This window comes from Jatrophihabitans telluris (genome assembly GCF_023516435.1).
Taxonomy (GTDB): domain Bacteria; phylum Actinomycetota; class Actinomycetes; order Mycobacteriales; family Jatrophihabitantaceae; genus Jatrophihabitans_A; species Jatrophihabitans_A telluris.
Genome location: NZ_CP097332.1, coordinates 1,279,115 through 1,298,365 on the forward strand (window position 1 = coordinate 1,279,115; position 19,251 = coordinate 1,298,365).

15 protein-coding genes and 1 pseudogene are annotated in these 19,251 nt (G+C 68.1%); 7 read left to right on the top strand and 9 right to left on the bottom strand.

Going from position 1 to position 19,251, the window contains the following annotated elements:
• Positions 1–7: 7 nt before the first annotated feature.
• The 4 genes and pseudogenes from M6D93_RS19615 to M6D93_RS06085 form a co-directional block, all read right to left on the bottom strand.
• Positions 8–1,279: a class I SAM-dependent methyltransferase gene (locus M6D93_RS19615; protein WP_430667218.1), complete on the bottom strand. Its 1,272-nt coding sequence runs from the start codon at positions 1,277–1,279 to the stop codon at positions 8–10.
• A 120-nt stretch (positions 1,280–1,399) separates the two neighbouring features.
• Positions 1,400–2,086: pseudogene (locus M6D93_RS19620) on the bottom strand (DUF1365 domain-containing protein); the annotation flags it as partial.
• Positions 2,087–2,088: 2 nt separating this feature from the next.
• A complete protein-coding gene (locus tag M6D93_RS06080; RefSeq protein ID WP_249773468.1) occupies positions 2,089–3,369 on the bottom strand; it encodes an NAD(P)/FAD-dependent oxidoreductase in 1,281 nt (426 codons plus the stop codon).
• A gap of 24 nt (positions 3,370–3,393) precedes the next feature.
• Positions 3,394–4,152, bottom strand: a complete 759-nt coding sequence (locus M6D93_RS06085; RefSeq protein WP_249773469.1) for an alpha/beta hydrolase — start codon at positions 4,150–4,152, stop codon at positions 3,394–3,396.
• A 133-nt stretch (positions 4,153–4,285) separates the two neighbouring features.
• Between M6D93_RS06085 and M6D93_RS06090 the strand changes: the two genes are divergently transcribed.
• From M6D93_RS06090 to M6D93_RS06105, 4 genes are read left to right on the top strand one after another with little or no spacing between them, the layout of a single operon-like run.
• Positions 4,286–5,491, top strand: coding sequence for a 5-(carboxyamino)imidazole ribonucleotide synthase (locus tag M6D93_RS06090; protein WP_249773470.1), 1,206 nt, complete (start codon positions 4,286–4,288; stop codon positions 5,489–5,491).
• Positions 5,492–5,511: 20 nt separating this feature from the next.
• Entirely contained in the window at positions 5,512–6,021 is a 510-nt protein-coding gene (gene purE / locus M6D93_RS06095; RefSeq protein ID WP_430667209.1) for a 5-(carboxyamino)imidazole ribonucleotide mutase, read from the top strand.
• Between the two features lie 5 nt (positions 6,022–6,026).
• On the top strand, positions 6,027–8,711 hold the full coding sequence (locus M6D93_RS06100) for an alpha/beta fold hydrolase (protein ID WP_430667219.1): 2,685 nt from the start codon (positions 6,027–6,029) through the stop codon (positions 8,709–8,711).
• Entirely contained in the window at positions 8,708–9,625 is a 918-nt protein-coding gene (locus M6D93_RS06105) for an ABC transporter permease (protein ID WP_249773473.1), read from the top strand. Before M6D93_RS06100 ends, M6D93_RS06105 begins: the two co-directional genes overlap by 4 nt.
• A gap of 402 nt (positions 9,626–10,027) precedes the next feature.
• Here the strand turns inward: M6D93_RS06105 and M6D93_RS06110 are convergent, their stop codons facing one another.
• On the bottom strand, positions 10,028–11,350 hold the full coding sequence (locus M6D93_RS06110; protein WP_249773474.1) for a UDP-glucose dehydrogenase family protein: 1,323 nt from the start codon (positions 11,348–11,350) through the stop codon (positions 10,028–10,030).
• A gap of 488 nt (positions 11,351–11,838) precedes the next feature.
• Between M6D93_RS06110 and M6D93_RS06115 the strand changes: the two genes are divergently transcribed.
• On the top strand, positions 11,839–12,999 hold the full coding sequence (locus M6D93_RS06115) for an acyl-CoA dehydrogenase (RefSeq protein WP_249773475.1): 1,161 nt from the start codon (positions 11,839–11,841) through the stop codon (positions 12,997–12,999).
• Positions 13,000–13,127: 128 nt separating this feature from the next.
• On the opposite strand, the gene M6D93_RS06120 is transcribed toward M6D93_RS06115, so the two are convergent.
• From M6D93_RS06120 to M6D93_RS06135, 4 genes are all read right to left on the bottom strand, one after another.
• Positions 13,128–13,610 (bottom strand): hypothetical protein, encoded by a 483-nt coding sequence (locus M6D93_RS06120; protein ID WP_249773476.1) that lies wholly within the window; start codon positions 13,608–13,610, stop codon positions 13,128–13,130.
• 85 nt (positions 13,611–13,695) lie between these two features.
• Positions 13,696–14,061: a response regulator gene (locus M6D93_RS06125; protein WP_249773477.1), complete on the bottom strand. Its 366-nt coding sequence runs from the start codon at positions 14,059–14,061 to the stop codon at positions 13,696–13,698.
• Between the two features lie 4 nt (positions 14,062–14,065).
• Positions 14,066–14,563 carry a chemotaxis protein CheX gene (locus M6D93_RS06130; RefSeq protein ID WP_249773478.1) on the bottom strand — a complete coding sequence of 166 codons (498 nt, stop codon included), beginning with the start codon at positions 14,561–14,563 and terminating at the stop codon, positions 14,066–14,068.
• Positions 14,560–14,955: a response regulator gene (locus M6D93_RS06135; RefSeq protein ID WP_347343524.1), complete on the bottom strand. Its 396-nt coding sequence runs from the start codon at positions 14,953–14,955 to the stop codon at positions 14,560–14,562. Before M6D93_RS06135 ends, M6D93_RS06130 begins: the two co-directional genes overlap by 4 nt.
• 254 nt (positions 14,956–15,209) lie before the next feature.
• On the opposite strand from M6D93_RS06135, the gene M6D93_RS06140 reads away from it, so the two are divergent.
• Together M6D93_RS06140 and M6D93_RS06145 are read left to right on the top strand one after the other, a co-directional pair.
• On the top strand, positions 15,210–16,838 hold the full coding sequence (locus M6D93_RS06140; RefSeq protein WP_249773480.1) for a methyl-accepting chemotaxis protein: 1,629 nt from the start codon (positions 15,210–15,212) through the stop codon (positions 16,836–16,838).
• 37 nt (positions 16,839–16,875) lie between these two features.
• Entirely contained in the window at positions 16,876–19,251 is a 2,376-nt protein-coding gene (locus M6D93_RS06145; RefSeq protein ID WP_249773481.1) for a chemotaxis protein CheW, read from the top strand.

The following is a 19,251-nucleotide window of genomic DNA, read 5'->3' on the forward strand; positions in this document are numbered from 1 at the left end:
GCCGGGTTCATTCCGCCGTACCCGGCAGCAGGGGCTTGGTGAAACCGAACTGGATGACGTCCAGGTAGCGGGAGCGGAATCCGGCCTCGGAGTAGGACAGGTAGAGCGACCACATCCGCCGGAAGACCTGGTCGAAGCCGAGTTCGGCGACGTCGTCGGCGCGCTGCTCGAAGGTGGCTCGCCAGCGACGCAGCGTCTCGGCGTAGTGCAGGCCGAACGAGAGTTCGGAGCTCATCCGCAGGCCCGCCTCGTCGACGTTCTCGCGGATACTGCGGACCGAGGGGATGTGCCCGCCGGGGAAGATGTACTTGACGATCCAGGTGTAGGTGTTGAGGCTGGCCAGCATCCGGTCGTGCGGCATGGTTATCGCCTGCAGCCCGACCCGGCCGCCGGGACGAAGCCGCGCGGCGATCGTATGGAAGTACTCGTTCCAGTGGTTGGCCCCGACCGCCTCGACCATCTCCACACTGACCACCGCGTCGAACTGGCCTTCGACCTCCCGATAGTCCTGCAGCCGCACGTCGACGAGATCGGCCAGGCCGGCCTCGTGGACCCGCTTGACCGCGAGTTCGGCCTGTTCGGTCGAGATGGTCACCGTCGTGACGTGAGCGCCGCGCTGAGCGGCCCGGATGGACAGCTCGCCCCAGCCGGTGCCGATCTCCAGCACTCGCGAACCGGATTCGACGCCGGCCAGGTCGAGCAGCCGGTCGATCTTGCGGTGCTGAGCAGTGGGCAGGTCCTCCGGCGAGCGATCGGGGTCGGATTCGAACAGCGCCGAGGAGTAGGTCAGGCTCTCGTCCAGGAACAGCCGGAACAGGTCGTTGGACAGGTCGTAGTGGCGATGGATGTTCTCCCTCGCGCCGTCCACGGTGTTGTCCTGTGAGGACGGCCGCACGTGCAGCGCGGCCGAGCGAAGCCGCTGCAGCTTAGGCGGAATCAGCGTCGACATCCGTCCCGCCAGCACGGTGAGAACCCCCGCGAGGTCGTCGGAGACCCAGTCGCCGGCCATGAACGCCTCGCCGAACCCGATGAGCCCGGCGTGCCCGAGGCGCTCGTAGAACGCGTCCGGACGGACCAGATGCAGGCTCGGATCGGTCGCGCTTCCAGCGCCCATCCGAAGCCCGTCGGCGGTGGTCACCCGGATCGGCAGCGACGCCACGGCCTGGCGCAGCAGGCGCTTGGCCACCGCGGCCCGTAAGGCGTGGTGCGGCAGGCCGACGACGTCCGGCCACAGCTCGGCATCGATGCTCGTCTCTGGGGCGGCGAAGGTAGCCGTCATCTGGTCACGCTCTTTCGGCTTGTCGTTACGAGGAGAAGTGTGTGTTTCGGTCGAACCCGGCGGTCGGGGATAGGGTCGAAGTCCCTTGAGGAACATGGTGATTCCGTGGCGCTTGATCCCGAGCATGACGGCCCGGGTGGCCAGTGGTGTTCGCAGCGCGGGCCACAGCGAGCCCGTCCGGCTGGTCGCCCGGCGGCGCCCGATCATGGTGGCGACGAAGGGCCGGTCACCGTCGCGGTCCAGCGTCACCGAGACAAGCAGGTCGTCACCGGGTAGCGGCAGGCGCATCCGGTAGTGGCCGTCCACGGGATAGAACGGCGAGACGTAGAAGGACTTGTCGGCCTCGGCGCGCCCGATACCATCCGGCCGCATCAGGTAGCAGTGCCGGCCGCCGTAGGTGTTGCGAACCTCGGCGATCACCGACGTGACGTGACCACCGGCGCCGAGACAGTAGAAGACGCTGAGGGGGTTGAACACGTAGCCGAGCACTCGAGGATTGGCCAGCATCAGGATGCGCTCGGGGACCGGCTCGCCATGCTCGGCCAGCAGCCGCTCGACATTGGCGCGCAGACTGTCCTGCGGATCACCGAAGTGATCGGCGCTGAGGAAGGCGGCCAGCCGGCGAAAGCCCTTGGGTAACCGCGGAATCCGATCCAGGTCGACGAGCCAGGTGGAGCTTTTCTGGGTGAAGGCGTAGTCCAGTGGGTCCCGGCGATGGTGGGCGATCATCACGTCGTACCGGCGGGCAGCCGACGTCGGCGCAGCCAGCGCGGCGCTGCTCACGCCGGCCATGCTCACGCCGGCCATGCTCACCACGACGCCCCGAGACTTTCGGCTGCAGACAGGCCGGACCGGCAGCCGTCCTCGTGAAATCCCCAGCCGTGGTAGGCCCCGGCGAAGGCGAGGACGCCGTCGTTGAGAGCAGGAAGCAACGCCTGGGCGGCCACCGATGCCGGGGTGAAGACCGGGTGCTCGTAGACCATCCGCTCGATGACCCGTTCTGAGGCGACCACCCCGTTGTCGTTGAGGGTCACCAGGTACCGGGTGTCGGTGTCCAGCCGCTGGAGCCGGTTCATGTCGTAGCTGACATGGACCTGCGAGGACTGGGCGTTGCAGTCGGGCAGGTAGTAGTTCCAGGACGACTGCGCCTTGGGTGAAGTCGGCAGCACCGCGGTGTCGGTGTGCAGGACGGTGGGGTTCAGCGAGTACTCGAACGCCCCCAGCGCGGCCGTCTCCTGCGGCGTCGGCGCGGCCAGCATGGCCAGCGCCTGGCCGGGGTGGGTGGCGATCACCGCAGCGTCGAAATCGGCGGTGTCCCCGGCGAGGTCGCGGACCCGCACCCCGGTCGCCGTGCGCTCGACCTGCTGAACGCCGGTGGAGGTCTGGACCGAGGTCAACTGCTTGACCGCTTTCTCCACGTACCGTCCCGAGCCACCGACGACCGTCCGCCACTGGGGCGAACCGGTCACGCTGAGCATGCCGTGATTGGCGAGGAATTCGAACAGGTACCGAGCTGGGTACTGCAGCGCCAGTTCCGGCGAGCAGGACCACACCGCCGAGATGAGCGGGGTGGCGAAGTGCGTTCGGAAATAGGAGGAGAACCGGCCCTGCGCCAGGAAATCGCGCATGGTCACTCCCGCTGCGCTCGCGGTTCCCGCTGTGCCGTTCTCAGCGGCCAGCAGTGCGCGTGCGCGGCGATGGAATCGCTTGACCTCGGTGAGCAGATACAGGTAGCGGGGACTGGTGAGGTTGGCTCGTCGCGGGAACAACCCGGCCAACCCGCGGGCCCCGGCATACTCCAGGCCGCAGCCGCCGCAGCGGATGGACATGCTCATCTCGGATTCCTGCGTGGCCACGTCCAGTTCGGCGAACAGCCGCAACAAGGTGGGGTACGTGTGCGCGTTGTGCACGATGAAGCCGGTGTCGACGCTGACCGGGTGGCCCGACTCGTCCGCAAGTTCGTGGGTGTGGGCATGACCACCGAGCCGGTCGTCGGCCTCGTAGAGGGTGACTTCGGCATCGCGTTGCAGGACGTAGGCCGCCGTCAGGCCGGCCACACCACTGCCGATCACCGCAATCCGTCGTGCCATGCCGCTCTGCCGCCCTTTCCCGCGTTATGCGGTGACCCGAGGCTCACCCTCGGCCACCTGACGAAGGAGATTCGCAGCCGCCCGGCCGACGGATTGGCCGGACGGCGGGCGCCCGGCGGCGCCTCGAGGGCTCGACGATTCCCCGGCGGCGGCATCGGTGAGCAGCGTCTGAACGAGATAGCCGGCTGCGAGGTCAGACCACAGGCGTGGCCGACGGAGCATCGCGTGGCGCTCGCCGGGCACCGCTACGAAGGCGGCGTCGATGCCGTCGGCGCGCAGCTGTGCCGCGACGAACGCGCTGCCCTTCGGGGAGGTCATCCGGTCTGCGTCGCCGTGCACCAGCAGGACCCGGCGGCCGGACAGTTGGGCCAGCGGCTCGCCGGGGGGAAGCCATGGCGCGAGCCCGACGACGCTGCGGACCGGGGCCGCTCCGGCCACTCGCAGCGCGGTGCGGCCGCCCATCGAGTGCCCGACCAGCCCGATCGGCAGCCCGGGGTAGCGCCGGGAAAGCTCCTGCACGGCCCACTCGGCGTCGGCGACGGGGGAGGCCAGTGCACCGTTCCAACCACGCACCTGATAGCGCAGGCGCGCCACGGCGAGCTGGCCCGCGCCCATCCGCCGGATCCGTCGAGCGATCGGCAGCATGCGAAGCACAGCCGGATCGAGGGGGCTGACGGCATCGTGACCGATCTCGCGACCCCCGTGCAGGACCAGGACGACGGCGCGCGGCTGAACCCCGCGAGATGCCCGGGACACGGACAAGGTCGGATGCGCTGGGGTCAACGTTGGCCCTTCGCGTGCAGACGGCCGGGTCGGCTCGTCCCTGTCGAACGTGATGAACGTACCGGAGGCGGGCCGATGCATGCCAGCGGGCAGGCTAAGGTGCCGCGGGTCGAACCGGCTAGATTCATTGCTCGTGGACAAGCGGACCGGGCTACCGGTAGTGGGCATGGTCGGTGCCGGCCAGCTGGCGCGGATGACGCATCAGGCGGCGATCGCTCTGGGCCAGTCGCTGAAGGTGCTCGCGGACGGTCCTGACGACGGCGCCGCGGTCGTGGCGGGCGACGTCATGGTCGGCGACTACCGGACGTTGGCCGACCTGCAAGCCTTCGCGGCCGGGTGTGACGTGGTCACCTTCGATCACGAGCACGTGCCCCCCGCGCACATCCAGGCTCTGGAAGCGGCGGGGAGCACGGTCTGGCCGAGCTCGCTGGCGCTACGTTTCGCCCAGGACAAGGCCGCGATGCGGCAACGGCTGTCGGGTCTCGGGGCCCCGTGCCCGCCGTGGCGGGATCTGTCCGCCAGCGCCGATCCGGCCGCCGAGCTCGCCGACTTCGCCGCCGAGGTGGGGTGGCCCGTCGTCCTCAAAGCTGTCAGCGGTGGTTATGACGGCAAGGGTGTCTGGGTCGTCCAGGGACCGGCCGAGGCCGCCGCGTTGCTCGAGTCGGGTACGCCGCTGCTGGCCGAGCAGGCCGTCGACATCGACTTCGAGATCGCCGCTCTAGTCGCGCGCTCGCCCTATGGGCAGGGCGCCACGTGGCCGATCGTGGAGACGGTCCAGCAGGACGGGATATGCACCGAGGTCATCGCCCCGGCGCCGCGGTTGTCGGCGGACCTGGCCGACCAGGCACAGGAACTCGGCCTGCGGATCGCCGCCGAGCTCGGTGTTGTCGGCATCCTGGCGGTGGAACTGTTCGTGACCCGCTCGGGAGCCCTGCTGGTCAACGAGCTGGCCATGCGTCCGCACAACTCGGGCCACTGGACGATCGAAGGCTCGCGCACCTCCCAGTTCGAACAGCATCTGCGCGCCGTCCTGGACTACCCCCTCGGTTCGACGACCCAGACGGCCCCGTGGGTCGTGATGGCCAACGTCCTCGGCGGCCCGGACGAGACCAGGCCTGCGCTGGACGAGCGCGTCCACCACCTGATGGCGCATTGGCCGGATGTGAAGATCCACCTGTACGGCAAGGGATTCCGGCCGGGGCGCAAGGTCGGCCACGTCACCGCGCTGGGTCCGGAACTGCCCGGGGTGCGCCGTCGGGCGCGGGCGGCCGCCGACTACCTGGCCGGTGGGGACGTCGCGGGTTTCGGCGAATTCGGACAGGACGGGGCGCGGCGATGAATTCGGGCGTGAATCCGGCGATGAATCAAGCACAGGTCGGCGTGATCATGGGGTCGGACTCGGACTTCACGGTGATGGGCGAGGCGGTGACCGCGCTGCAGGAGTTCGGAATCGAGTGGGAGTGTCGAGTCGTCTCCGCCCACCGCACGCCCGAGGGCATGGTCGACTACGCGAAGACGGCGGCGGCCCGCGGGTTGAAGGTCATCATCGCCGGTGCGGGGGGCGCGGCCCACCTGCCTGGCATGGTCGCCTCGCTCACGTCCTTGCCGGTGATCGGCGTGCCCGTTCCGCTGAAGTACCTCGACGGGATGGACTCACTCCTGTCGATCGTGCAGATGCCGGCGGGGGTTCCGGTGGCGACGGTTTCCATCGGGGGTGCCCGCAACGCCGGGCTGCTGGCCGTGCGCATGCTGGCCGCCCACGACAAGGAGCTGGCCGGCAAGATGGATGCGTTCCGGAAGGGCTTGGCTGAGACCGCCCTCAGCAAGGACGCGGCGTTGGCCGACAAGCTCCGTACGCTCGGTTCATGACCTGGATGCGCGTGCCGCTGCTGGCGCGCGCCCGATCGATGCGACCCCGCCGCCGTTGGTGGCTGCTCGCTGTCGTGCTCGTCGTGCTCGCCGGTGCCGGGGCGATCACCGCGGTCGCCGTCCAGGCGCCGGCCGCGGTCGCCGAGACCAGCCAGTTCGTGACGGGCACGCCCGAGCCGGACGGCAAGCCCGTGCGGATCGACACCACCTTGTTCCTTCCCACACACACGCCCGCGCCGGCGATCCTGCTCGCCCACGGCCTCGGGGGGACCAAAGCCGGGATGGCCGCGCAGGCGCGTTCGCTGGCGGGTCACGGCTACGTCGTCCTGACCTACACCGCACGGGGGTTCGGCAACTCCGGCGGCCTCATCCATCTGGACTCGCTCGCCTACGAGGTGCCGGATGCCCAGCGGTTACTGGACTTTCTGCAGAACCGGCCCGAGGTGCTCAAGCGCGACGGCCGTCCGGTGGTGGGGGTCGGCGGCGGATCCTACGGTGGAGCGCTTGCCCTGATGGTGGGCGCCGTTGACCACCGCATCTCGGCCGTGGCGGCGGACATCACCTGGCACGATCTGCGCCGGGCCCTCTTCGCCGACAACAGCATGGCCGGGTCGGCCGGGTCGGGCGTGTACAAGAAGCTCTGGGTCGGCTACCTCTTCGCCATCGCGCAACGTCCGGACGCGACCGGGGTCAGCGGCCCGCTCGACCTGGGTGCGGACGGGTGCGGCCGGTTCGCCCCGCAAGTCTGCGCGTTCTACCGGGGCACCGGCACCGATCCGTCCGGTGTGGAGGCCAAGTACGCGGCGTTGCTGGCCCAATCCAGTCCGGCCAGCGTGCTCGACGGCATGAAAGCGCCGGTCCTGCTGACCCAGGGCGAGCAGGATTCGCTGTTTCCATTGAGCGAGGCGGACGCCAACGCCACGCAGATCGCGGCGGCCGGTGCGCCGGTGCAGGTCCGGTGGCGAGCCGGCGGCCACGACGCCAGCGATCCCAGCGACCAGGTGAACCTCTGGCAGCAGCAGTTCTTCGACGAAAAGCTGCGAGGCCGCAGCGGCGCCGCCGACGGCAGCTTCCTGTTCGCCGACCAGGGCGGCGGAATCTCGGCCACGAACGGACGCCGGGTGACGACTTTCCTTCGAGCCGACAACGGATATCTCGGCACCTCCGGATCGGCGGCGTCTGCGTCGGCCGTGCTCAACCTGCCGGTCTCCGGACGGTCCCGGACGATCACGGCACCGCCTGGCGGAAGTCCAGCTGCGGTGAGCTCGCTACCAGCGCTGGGCAACGTCTTGTCCGCCGCCGCCGCGGTCGGCGTGGCCGGTGCTGCCGATCTGTCCAGCCTGCCTCAGCAGACAGCGACCTTCGTCACCGCGCCGCTGGCCCAGGACGTGCGGATCGTCGGATCGTCCCGGGTCAGTCTTTCCGTTTCCTCACCGGATTCGGTCGATAGCGCAACGCTGTTCGTAAGTCTGCGAGACGTCGCCCCCGACGGGACCATGGTCGTGCCGGCGAATCTGGTCAGCGCGCTGAGCGTCCCGCTCGCTCGCTCCACCGCCGCTCGTACGATCACCATCGACACGCCCTGGGTCGCTCGCAACGTCCCCGCCGGGCACCGGCTCGCGCTCGTGGTCTCGACCACCGACCTCGAATACCAGATGCCCGCCGATGCGCGTCGCTACACCGTGGCCCTCGCTGGAAGCGCGCCGGTGCTGAGCGTCCCGACGCCGGTCACGGTGGGCACCGGGTCGTCCGGGGTGCGGGTGTGGCTGCTGATCGCCGCGCTGGTCCTGCTCGTCTGTGCCGGTGCGTTGTGGTGGCATCGCCGACGACGGGGACGTCCCGAGGTACTTGGTGACCCTCGGGTCCCGGTCCGGATCACCGGGCTGGTGAAGGAGTACGCCGACGGTTACCGAGCTGTGGACGACATCTCGCTCGAGGTGCTACCGGGGCAGATCCTCGGTCTGCTCGGGCCGAACGGGGCCGGCAAGACGACAACCTTGCGGGTGCTGATGGGGTTGATCCTGCCTACGGCCGGCTCGGTCGAGGTGTTCGGACAAACAGTGCGTCCGGGCGCGGCGGTGCTGTCGCGGCTCGGGGCGTTCGTCGAGGGTCCTGGACTGCTGCCGCACCTGTCGGGTTGGGACAATCTTCAGCTGTACTGGGCGGCGTCCGGGCGGCCGGCGGAGGCAGCGCACTTCGACACCGTGCTGGAGATCGCCGGATTGGGATCGTCTTTGCAGCGCAGGGTGAAGACGTATTCGCACGGCATGCAGCAGCGTCTGGCCATCGCCCAGGCGATGCTCGGCCTCCCGGAAGTGCTGGTGTTGGACGAGCCGACGAACGGGCTCGATCCTCCGCAGATTGCCGAGATGCGGGAGGTGCTGCACAGCTACGCCGATACCGGACGCACCGTGATCGTGTCCTCGCACCTGCTGGCCGAGGTGGAGCAGACCTGCACGCACGTGGTCGTGATGGCGCGTGGACAGGTCGTGGCCGCCGGCTCGGTGGCCGAGGTTGCCGGCGCCGGCACCGACCAGCTCGCGGTCGCCGATCCCGTTGCGGCGATGGCGATTCTCGCCGCGTCCGGCGTGAGCGCCCGAGCTGTTCCCGCTCGGCGGGCGTTGGAAGACGTGTTCCTGGAACTGGTCGGCGAGGGCCTGGCCGCCGATCCGGACGGAGGCCGACCATGACCGACCCGGTGTCACCGCCGACTCGACGGGGCGTGCACGCACTGCTGCGCGCGGCCCCGGCGGCCGGCGCGGACGACGACCCTCGGTTGGCCTTCCGGCTTGGCGCGACATTGCCGCTGCGGGTGGAGTTCCGCCGCCAGCTCAAGCGTCGCCGTACCCAGTGGACCGGGATCTTCCTGCTGATCCTGCCGATTCTGATGGCCCTGGCGTTCAAGATCGGCGGCGGATCCGGCGACAGCGGCGGCGCGGCGCTGGTCGATCTGGCCACGGACGGCGCCGGGAACTTCGCCCTGTTCACCGAGTTCGCCTCGGTCGGGTTCCTGCTCGTGGTGATCGTGGCCATGTTCTGCGGTGACACGGTGGCCAGCGAAGCCGGCTGGTCATCGCTTCGGTACCTGCTCAGCCTGCCTGTTCCTCGAGCGCGGTTGCTTCGACAGAAGCTGCTGGTAGCCCTCGGTTTCAGCTTCGCGGTCAACCTGCTGCTGCCCGGATGGGCCTATCTGGTCGGCGGAATCTTCTTCGGCTGGGCTCCGGCTCGTTCGCCGTTCGGCGGGACGTTCAGTTACCTCGCGACCGTCGAGCGGATGGGCATCGTCGCCGGATACGCCTGCGGGCAGGCCCTGGTCGTGGCGGGGCTGGCCTTCCTGCTCAGCGTGCTGACCGATGCGCCGCTGGCGGCAGTCGGAGGCGCCACGTTCCTGGTGGTGGTCTCCAACATCCTCGACTCGATCACGGCGCTGAATCCCTACCGGGTCGTGTTGCCCACCCACTTCCAGTACTCATGGCTCGATGCCCTGACTCCGACGATCTCCTGGGACGACATGGTGCGCGGCAGTTGTCTGGCGCTGATCTACACCGCGGTGTTCCTGACGGCGGCCTGGATCCGCTTCGCCGACAAGGACATCACCAGCTGACGTTGACGTTGCCCTTGTTGCTGGCAGCCTGGCGTTGACGTTGCCCTTGTTGCTGGCAGCCTGGCGTTGACGTTGCCCTTGTTGCTGGCAGCCTGGCGTTGACGTTGCCCTTGTTGCTGGCAGCGTGGCCTTTACGTTGCCCTTGTTGCTGGCAGCCTGACGTTGACGTTGCCGGTAGTACCCGCAACGAGGGCAACCTCAACGCAAGGGTTCGAGCAACGAGGGCAACCTCAACGCAAGGGTCCGAGCAACGAGGGCAACCTCAACCCAAGGGTCCGAGCAACGAGGGCAACCTCAACGCAAGGGTTCCCGCAACGACGGCAACCTCAACGCAAGGGTTCGAGCAACGAGGGCAACCTCAACGCAAGGGTTCGAGCAATGAGGGCAACCTCGACGCAGGGGTCAGGGACGACCGAGCGAGCGGTAGACCCATCCCGCGCCGCGCCACTGAACCGGGTCGAGCACGTTGCGCCCGTCCACGATGTTTCGCTTGTTGACCTTCGAGCCGATGAATTCCGGATCCATCTGGCGGAACTCGTTCCACTCGGTCAGCAACATGACCAGGTCCGCCCCGGACACCGCCTCGTCCAGCGTGTTGACATAGGTCAGTTCGGGGTGCCGCTTGGCCGCGTTCGCGTTGGCCTCGGGGTCATAGAGATAGACCTCGGCGCCGCGCCGGGCGATTGAGGCGGCCACATCCAGAGCCGGCGAGTCGCGGACGTCATCGGAGTTGGGCTTGAACGCCGCACCCAGGACGGCAACCTTGGTGCCCCGGTAGCTGCCGTCGTTGAGGTCCAGGCCGAGCTCGACGGTCCGGGCACGCCGACGCAGGTTGATCTCATCGACATCCCGCAGGAAGGACACGGCCTGGTCGACCCCGAGTTCGCCGGCGCGGGCGATGAAGGCGCGGATGTCCTTGGGCAGGCACCCGCCGCCGAAACCGAGGCCGGCATTGAGGAACCGCCGTCCGATCCGGGCGTCGTGGCCGATGGCGTCGGCGAGCTGGGTGACGTCGGCGCCGGTTGCCTCACACACCTCGGCCATCGCGTTGATGAAGCTGATCTTGGTGGCTAGGAACGAGTTGGCGGCGACCTTGACCAGCTCGGCGGTTGCGTAGTCGGTCACGATGACTGGGCAACCGTTTTCGATAACCGGGGCGAAGGCCGACCTGATCGTCTGCTCGGCCCACTCACTGTGCACGCCGAAGACGAGCCGGTCGGGGCGAAGGGTGTCCTCGACTGCGAATCCTTCCCGCAGGAACTCGGGGTTCCAGGCGAGCTCGACGTCCTTGTTCGGGCTGACGTCGGCGAGCAGCTGTGCCATCCGGGCAGCAGTGCCTGCGGGCACGGTGGACTTGCCGACCACCAGGGCGCGGCGGGTGAGGTGCTGGGCCAGGGACGTGAACGCGGCCTCGACGTAAGTCAGGTCGGCGGCGTACTGGCCTTGCTTCTGCGGGGTTCCCACGCATACGAAGTGGACGTCGGCGAACTCGGCCACCTCGGCGTAGTCGGTCGTGAAGCGCAGCTTGCCCGAGTCCATGTGCTTGGCCAGCAACTCAGGCAGTCCCGGTTCGAAGAACGGGATCTGCCCGGCGCGCAACGCGTCGATCTTCGCGTGGTCGACGTCGAGGCCGATGACCTCGTATCCGAGTTCGACCATGCACACCGCGTGGGTGGCGCCGAGGTATCCGGTGCCGATCACGGACAGGCGAGGACGCTCCGACATTCAGGTTCTCCGGTTCTGCAGGTGGGACACGATCAGCGGACGGGCGAGCGATGCAACTGACCGAAAGCCTAACCCGCAGCGGTTACGCCGACGTGCCAGCAGCATTGCCCTGACTACCTTACGTAATCGGCCGTGTGTGTTCCGTTACATGCAATCCCCACCATTTCACCGGTTTTGCGGGCATTGCGTTTCCATCCGGACGCCGCGTCGTTGGTCACTCCGGTAGGCAGACGGGTACCGAGGTATTCGCCCTTACACCTGCCAGCCGGCCGCCATTCACGTGCCGGATGGGCATCGCCGCCGGTGCGAGTTCCAAGCCGCCATCGGGGGTGGGCCGGGCTCACCGCCCGGGCTGATGCAACCCGGGTCACGGTGCGGTTCGGGCCCAGATGGCGGCCGGTTACCAGCGGCGACGGTGCGGGCCCTGTGGCGCAGACCTCCAGCCGACGCAGTTGCACGAGTCGCTACCCGTGGGTAAGTCTTGGACCATGGCCTTCGACCCCGATTTCGCGACGTACCGGCTCACCGATGAACACCAGATGCTGCGGGCCGCGGTCCGGGAGCTGGCCGACGACAAGATCGCCCCACGCGCCGCCGAAATCGATCAGAGCAGTGAGTTTCCCTACGACGTACTCGAGGCCCTGACCAAGGCGGACTTCCATGCCACCCATATCCCCGTGGCCTATGGCGGTCTCGGTGCGGATTCGGTGGCCACCGCCATCGTCATCGAGGAGGTGGCCCGGGCGTGCGCCTCGTCCTCGCTCATCCCCGCGGTCAACAAGCTCGGGACGATGCCGGTGATCCTGTCCGGATCGGAGGAGCTCAAGAAGGAGGTGCTCACCCCGGTGGCCGCCGGCGAGGCCATGTTCTCCTACGCGCTGTCCGAGCGCGAGGCGGGCTCGGACGCAGCGGCCATGCGCACCCGTGCGGTGGCCGAGGGCGACAGCTGGGTGCTCAACGGTACGAAGGCCTGGATCACCAACGCCGGCGTCTCGTCCTACTACACAGTCATGGCCGTGACCGATCCGTCCGCCGGAGCAAAGGGAATCTCGGCGTTCGTGGTGCACAAGGACGATCCCGGGTTCTCGGTCGGATCGAAGGAACGCAAGCTCGGAATCAAGGGGTCGCCCACGTGTGAGATCCACTTCGACAACTGTGCGATCCCGGCGAGCCGCATCGTGGGCGAGCCCGGTACCGGTTTCAAGACAGCGCTCGCCACGCTGGACCACACCAGGCTGACGATCGGCGCACAAGCGCTCGGAATCGCCCAGGGAGCGATCGACGCCTCCATCGCCTACATGAAGCAACGGCAGCAGTTCGGACGTCCGATCGCCGACTTCCAGGGCCTGCAGTTCATGCTCGCCGACATGGTGATGCAGACGGAAGCGGCTCGTCAGCTGATCTACGCCGCGGCAGCCAAGGCTGAACGCGGGGAGCCGGGCCTGACCTGGTACTCGGCCTCGGCCAAGGCCTTCGCCTCCGACGTGGCGATGAAGGTCACCACGGATGCGGTGCAACTGTTCGGCGGGGCGGGGTACACACAGGACTTCCCGGTTGAGCGCATGATGCGCGATGCCAAGATCACCCAGATCTACGAGGGCACCAACCAGATCAACCGCATGGTCATCGCCCGCCAGATCCTGAAGTAGCGAGCGCGCTCAGCTGGTAGTCGTCGCTGCGCGGCGATGGCCTTACGTACAAGGCTGTAGCCCACTCGGTGTGGTCGGTTTCACCCTGCCGTCGCGGCAGTCGGTTCTCCCCGCCGTCGCATTCACAGTCAGTTGCAGCCGACGATGCCCAGCACGCCGGCGCCGTAACCGGGAACGTCGATGACCAGATCGGCGCGGTTGGCGTTGGAGTAAAGCAGATTGGCCAGCGCGGACGGGGTGGTGTTGGCGGGGCAGTACACGGTGGTCAGGCGCACGTGCTCGTTGCCCTGGTGCTCGAACGTCGAGGCCAGCACGTTGCATACCTCTCCGAGGTTTTCGGCCAGATCGCTGCGCAGGAAGCGTTCGGAGATCATGTCCTGCACCGCCGGTTTGGGGACCAGGCCGAGGGCCGCCGCGACGTGTGCGCCGGCAGGAAGCGACCAGCCGAGAACGGCCTTGAGCATGCCGTCATCGTCGTGATAGCACGCGATCATGCTGCCGACGGTGTCGGAGGACGACAGCGTGAGCGCGCTGGGGGAGACGGCGACGTCCTTGCCGAGCAGGCCGTCGAGTACGTCCTTGATGAGCTTGTTGGCGGGAACCTCAGTCATTGCGGTGGTGCCTTCTGTTGGTACGGGGTGGGTTGCAGTGATACGGACAGTGCGGTGATGCGGGCAGGGGCGATTACTGACCGGGTCAGCTGACGTAGGCGCCGAGAGCCGACTCGAAGACCTCGGCGGTGAAGGGCTTGGTGACCAGGAAGGCCGCTCCGGCGCTTTCGGCCTCGCTGCGCATCGATTCCGAACTCTCGGAGGTGACGAAGCCGAAGGGCACCATCGAGCCCGCGGCGCGAACGGCCCGCAGCGCTTCGATCCCTGTCATATTGGGCATGTTCCAGTCGGACAGGATCAGGTCGGGCGAGATCGCGATGGCCTTGTCGAGCAGATCCTGGCCGTCCTCGGCTTCGGTGATCTCGAGTCCGGCGAAACCGGCCTGCCGCAGGGTGCGGATGACGATCTTGCGCATCACGGCGGAATCGTCGGCGATCAGCAGGTGGGTCATGGTTCTACCGTCCTTCGGGTGAGTCGCTCGCCCGCCACAGCGAGACGATGATCGGCAAGGTCCGCCAGTCCAGTTGTGCGGTGGCGGCCAGTTCGGTTGCGGGAAGGGATACGGTGCCGCCGCCGGCAACGACCTGCGGCAGGGAGAGCATGCTCGGTTCGGGCAGCATCGCCTTGACGTTGCCGCCGATGACGTTGGCGACCTCGCCCAGTACGTCGGAGATCTCCGCGTCACCGACCTCCTCGACGGGCAGGTCGAACATGACCGTCGCCGCGCCCTGTGCGACATCGCGCAGGGTGCGAACGGTGAGGTGTCCGTTCCAGGTGCCGGAGATCGAGATCAGGGCCAGCAGGATCTGTTCGGCCGGCGCGCCCAGCGGAGCCGGTCCGCCGTCGACCGGTTCGGTGTGCAGTACTGCGAGTTCCTCACCGATGTAGGTCGTCCAGACCTGGTCGAGCAGCGCGGCGAGATCTTCCCCCGACGGGGTGACGATCGTGGTCATGCAATTCTGCTTTCCGGGCGCAGGCCCATCAAATCCAGCTTCTCCACGATCCCGTCGCCGGTGAACGGCTTGATGACGTATTCGTGGGCGCCAGCGGCGAGGGCCCGGACGATCTGGGAATGCTCGCTCTCGGTTGTCACCATCATCAGGGTCATGTCGCCGTAGCGCGCGTCACCCCGGACCGCCTTGATGAACTCCAGACCGTTCATCTCCGGCATGTTCCAGTCGACCAGTGCCAGCTCGGGGGTGGTGTCCTCCGCGCCGAGCGTCTCGAGCACGTCGAGAGCCTCGCGGCCGTTGCCGGCCTCCGAGACGGAGAAACCTTCGGTGGTGAGAATTCGCTTGAGAATCATGCGCATCGCGCGTGAGTCGTCGACGACCAAAGCCCTCATCGACCGTCCTCCTGGTGGCGTCCTGATGTATGGCGTGCCGGTGGGTCCCGGCGTCGCAAGTCTCATCGGCTCCCTCGGTGCGCGCTTGAGCGGCTGCGGTGGCCAGATCAGCCCGACCTCCCGGCCAGCCACAGACGGCTCACATCCCGGGCCGGCAGGCCGATGAAAGGGGAGAACTGGCGGGTGACTCCGTCCTTGTGCCCGTTCACCTGTCCATAGCTGTTCTCACCGACTTGTCACCGAAAGAAGCTTCGATGACCGACGCCGCTGTGCCGGCCGCCCGCGGGCCGCTGTCCCTGGTCCGCGATCTACCCGTACGGCGCAAGCTCTTCGCGGCCGTGCTCATCCTCTGCGCGCTGATGAGCGTGGTCTGCTGGATCGGCCTCTCGCGGCTGTCTGCCAGCCAGGCCCGGCTCGAAGTGCTCTACGGCGACAAGTTGCACTCCGTCGAGGAGCTGGGTGCGATCCGCACGTCGTTCGCCAACTCCTCGATCTTGTTGCGGGACTTCGCCCTGGCGCGTTCCTCCGCCGGCAGCAACGTGACCGCTCAAGACGTCGAGAACGCCGACGTGGCCGTGGACAAGGTCGTCGCTTCCTACGTGGCGACCAACGCCGGCGACGGGCGCGCCAGGGCCGAGATCGGTGCGCTCAAGGATGCGATCACGTCCTTCAGGTCGGCGCGGACCACCGTCGAGGCCAACGCGCTGTCCGGACGGATGGACGAGGTCAGCGCGGCCCTGCTCACCGGACCGGTGAAGACGTCCTCGGCCACGCTGCTCGCGATCGTCGACACGTTGACCAAGGGTGAGGACAGCGACGCCGATGTCCTGCTGAGGCAGTCGCATCGGGCCCAGAGCGCGGCGCGCCTGCTGATGATGGGAGTCACCGCCGGCTGCATCCTGCTCGGGCTCGCGCTGGCGTGGGTCATCGCGACGCTGATCACCAAGCCACTGGCTGAGACGGTGCGCGTGCTCGAAGGGGTGGCCGAGGGAAACCTCGACGCCCGGGTGACGGTGCGCGACCGTAGCGAGGTCGGCGCGATGGGAACGGCCCTCAACAGCTGCGTGGACACCCTGCGCGGGTTGATCGGTCAGATCGCCTCCAGCGCCACCGTGCTCACCGATTCGTCCGAGCGCCTGAGCAGCGTGTCGGCCGCCGTGTCCAGCAGCGCCGAGGAATCGGCTGCGCAGTCGCATGTGGTGGCGGCGGCGGCAGAAGAGATCACCCGCAACATCTCCGGCGTCGTGGCCGGCAGCGAACAGATGGGTTCTGCCATCGGCGAGATCGCCGGCAGTGCCTCCAAGGCCGCTGAGATCGCCGGCAACGCCAGCGTGACCGCCGACTCCGCGACCCAGGCCGTCACCAAGCTGGGTGAGTCCTCGCAGGAGATCGGCAAGGTCGTGCGGATGATCACCTCGATCGCCGAACAGACCAACCTGCTGGCCCTCAACGCCACGATCGAGGCCGCCCGGGCCGGCGAGGCGGGCAAGGGTTTCGCCGTCGTGGCCAACGAGGTAAAGGAATTGGCCCAGGCCGCGGCCCGCGCCACCGACGACATCTCCGAGCGGGTCGCCACGACCCAGTCCGACGTGCAGGCCGCGGTCACCGCGATCGCCGAGATCACTGTGGTCGTCCAGCAGATCAACGACATCCAGGTCGTCATCTCCTCCGCCGTGGAGGAGCAGACGGCAACCACGAACGAGATGGTCCGCAACATCTCCGACGTCGCCGCGGGTTCCTCCGAGATCGCCATGAACATCACCGGTATCGCGACCGCGGCCGCAGAGACGTCCAGCAGTGCGGTGGAAACCTCACAGGCCGCGATTGAACTCTCGCGAATCGCTGCCGATCTGAACACCGCCGTCAACAACTTCCGGCTCTAGCCGGCACGTGTCAGCAACGAACGGAGCACCCCCCACCATGGCCAACGACGACCTCGATGCCGGACTCGAAGACGAAATCGTTCAGGAGTTCCTGATCGAGAGCTACGAGAACCTCGACCAGCTCGACCGGGATCTCGTCGCCCTGGAGCAGTCGCCGGGATCGCGCGAGCTGCTGGCCAGCATCTTCCGCACCATCCACACGATCAAGGGCACGAGTGGTTTCCTGGCCTACCACCGGCTGGAGACGGTCACCCACGCCGGAGAGAGCCTGTTGGCCAAGCTGCGCGACGGCCAGTTCGTGATGACGCTGGACACGACCGACCTGCTGCTGCGCATGGTCGACCTGGTCCGCGTTCTGCTGGGCAACATCGAGACCTCGCGCACCGAAGGCGACACCGACGTCGAGGGTCTCACCGCCCAGCTGCGGGCCATGCTGGCGGCGGGCCAGTCCGTCCCGGCTCCGGCTGCCGTCGAGGCCGCCTCCGAAATCGCTGAGGCAGCGACGCCGGTGGCGCCGGCCGAACCTGCGGGTCCCGCTGTCGCAACCGCTGTCGCAACCGCTGTCGCAACCGCTGTCGCAACCGCTGTCGAATCCACTCCGGCTCCCGCACCCACCGCACCGCCCACCGCACCGCCCACCGCGCCCGCCGCACCGCCGGCCGACAAGCCCGCGCCCGCTCCTATGGCCTCCACGGTCGGCGAATCCAGCATTCGCGTCGACGTGGAACTGCTCGAGCAACTGGTGCGCTCGGCCGGCGAGCTGGTCCTGGCCCGCAACCAGATCCTGCAGCGGGCGGCGGCGGTCGACGACGAGATCCTGGCCCGCGCCTGCCACCGGCTCAACCAGGTCGCCAGTGAACTGCAGGAGGGCGTGATGCGCACCCGGATGCAGCCGATCGACCAGGTCTGGTCGAAGCTGCCCCGCGTTGTGCGTGACCTCGGCTCACAGTTGGGACGTTCGGTCCGCCTGGAGATGGAAGGCGGTGACACCGAGCTCGACCGCACCCTGCTGGAGGCGGTCAAGGACCCGCTGACCCACCTCGTGCGCAACGCCATCGACCACGGCATCGAGCCGCCGGCTGACCGACGCGCCGCCGGGAAGTCCGAGGTCGGCATCCTGCGCCTGCGCGCCGCCCACGAGGGTGGTCAGGTCGTGGTGGAGGTCGGCGACGACGGCAAGGGCATCGACCCCGCCATCATCGGGCCCAAGGCTGTCAGCAAGGGCCTGATCACCGAGGCCCGGTTGGCCGCGATGACCCCGGCCGACATTCTGCAGCTGGTATTCGAAGCCGGATTCTCCACCGCGGCGACGGTGACCAACGTCTCCGGCCGCGGCGTCGGGATGGACGTCGTCCGCACCAACATCGAACGTATCGGAGGTTCCATCGAGGTCGACTCGGTACCGGGACGCGGGACCACCTGGCGACTGCGGATTCCGCTGACGCTGGCGATCGTCCCCGCGTTGACCGTGCTGTGCAGCGGCGAGCGCTACGCCTTGCCTCAGGTCAACCTGCTGGAACTGGTCAACCTCGGCGGAAGCAAGGACGCAACCGTTGCCCGGGCGGGCATCGAGGACGTCGGCGGGGCCGAGGTCTACCGGCTCCGGGGCTCGTTGCTTCCTCTGGTGCGGCTTTCGGAGGCACTCTCGCTGGACGCCGTGGTGAGCTTGAACGAAGACGGCGAGGTCGAGCCGGGCGTGCTGGCCGTGCTCGAGGCCGATGGTCGTCGTTTCGGTCTGGTCGTCGATCGGGTCCTGGACACCGAAGAGATCGTGGTCAAGCCGCTGTCGGGCATCGTGAAGGAGATCGGCAGCTTCGCCGGCGCCACGATCCTGGGCGACGGCGCGGTGTCGCTGATCCTGGACGTGCAGAGCCTGGTCCGCAAGATGCTGCGCGGCGTGGACACCCACGACCGCTCCCAGCTCGAACAGAGCGTCGCCGAGGGCAGCACCGCCAGCGAGGAGCAGTTGCTGGTCGTCGGCTTCGGCGACGAGCGGCGGGTCGCCATCCCGCTGGACGTCGTCACCCGGCTGGAGGAGTTCCCGGTCGAGAACATCGAACGGGTCGGCCGGCGCGAGGTCGTCCGCTACCGCGGCGCGATCCTGCCTCTGGTGCGGCTGTCGGAACATCTCGGTGCGTCCGCGCGCGTGGACGGTGCCACCATCCCGGGTGTCGTGTACTCGGCCCGCGGTCGCAGCGTCGCCCTGGCCGTGGACGAGATCATCGACATCGTCGGTGCCGACAGTGCGATCCCCAGTGACGTCGAGGACTTCGGCCTGGTCGGTTCGGCCCTCATCAAGGACCGGGTCACCGAACTGCTCGACGTGCGGGCGGCGATCCTGGCCGCCGACCCGATGTTCTTCAACCACCTCGAGTCCGGTGAGCTCACCGGCGAACTGACCGGAGCGATCTGA

Coding starts and splice junctions, on each gene's coding strand:
- M6D93_RS19615 (WP_430667218.1), bottom strand. CDS start 1,279: ATGACGGCTACCTTCGCCGCCCCAGAGACGAGCATCGATGCCGAGCTG.
- M6D93_RS06080 (WP_249773468.1), bottom strand. CDS start 3,369: ATGGCACGACGGATTGCGGTGATCGGCAGTGGTGTGGCCGGCCTGACG.
- purE (WP_430667209.1), top strand. CDS start 5,512: ATGAATCAAGCACAGGTCGGCGTGATCATGGGGTCGGACTCGGACTTC.
- M6D93_RS06100 (WP_430667219.1), top strand. CDS start 6,027: ATGCGCGTGCCGCTGCTGGCGCGCGCCCGATCGATGCGACCCCGCCGC.
- M6D93_RS06105 (WP_249773473.1), top strand. CDS start 8,708: ATGACCGACCCGGTGTCACCGCCGACTCGACGGGGCGTGCACGCACTG.
- M6D93_RS06110 (WP_249773474.1), bottom strand. CDS start 11,350: ATGTCGGAGCGTCCTCGCCTGTCCGTGATCGGCACCGGATACCTCGGC.
- M6D93_RS06115 (WP_249773475.1), top strand. CDS start 11,839: ATGGCCTTCGACCCCGATTTCGCGACGTACCGGCTCACCGATGAACAC.
- M6D93_RS06120 (WP_249773476.1), bottom strand. CDS start 13,610: ATGACTGAGGTTCCCGCCAACAAGCTCATCAAGGACGTACTCGACGGC.
- M6D93_RS06125 (WP_249773477.1), bottom strand. CDS start 14,061: ATGACCCACCTGCTGATCGCCGACGATTCCGCCGTGATGCGCAAGATC.
- M6D93_RS06130 (WP_249773478.1), bottom strand. CDS start 14,563: ATGACCACGATCGTCACCCCGTCGGGGGAAGATCTCGCCGCGCTGCTC.
- M6D93_RS06135 (WP_347343524.1), bottom strand. CDS start 14,955: ATGAGGGCTTTGGTCGTCGACGACTCACGCGCGATGCGCATGATTCTC.
- M6D93_RS06140 (WP_249773480.1), top strand. CDS start 15,210: ATGACCGACGCCGCTGTGCCGGCCGCCCGCGGGCCGCTGTCCCTGGTC.
- M6D93_RS06145 (WP_249773481.1), top strand. CDS start 16,876: ATGGCCAACGACGACCTCGATGCCGGACTCGAAGACGAAATCGTTCAG.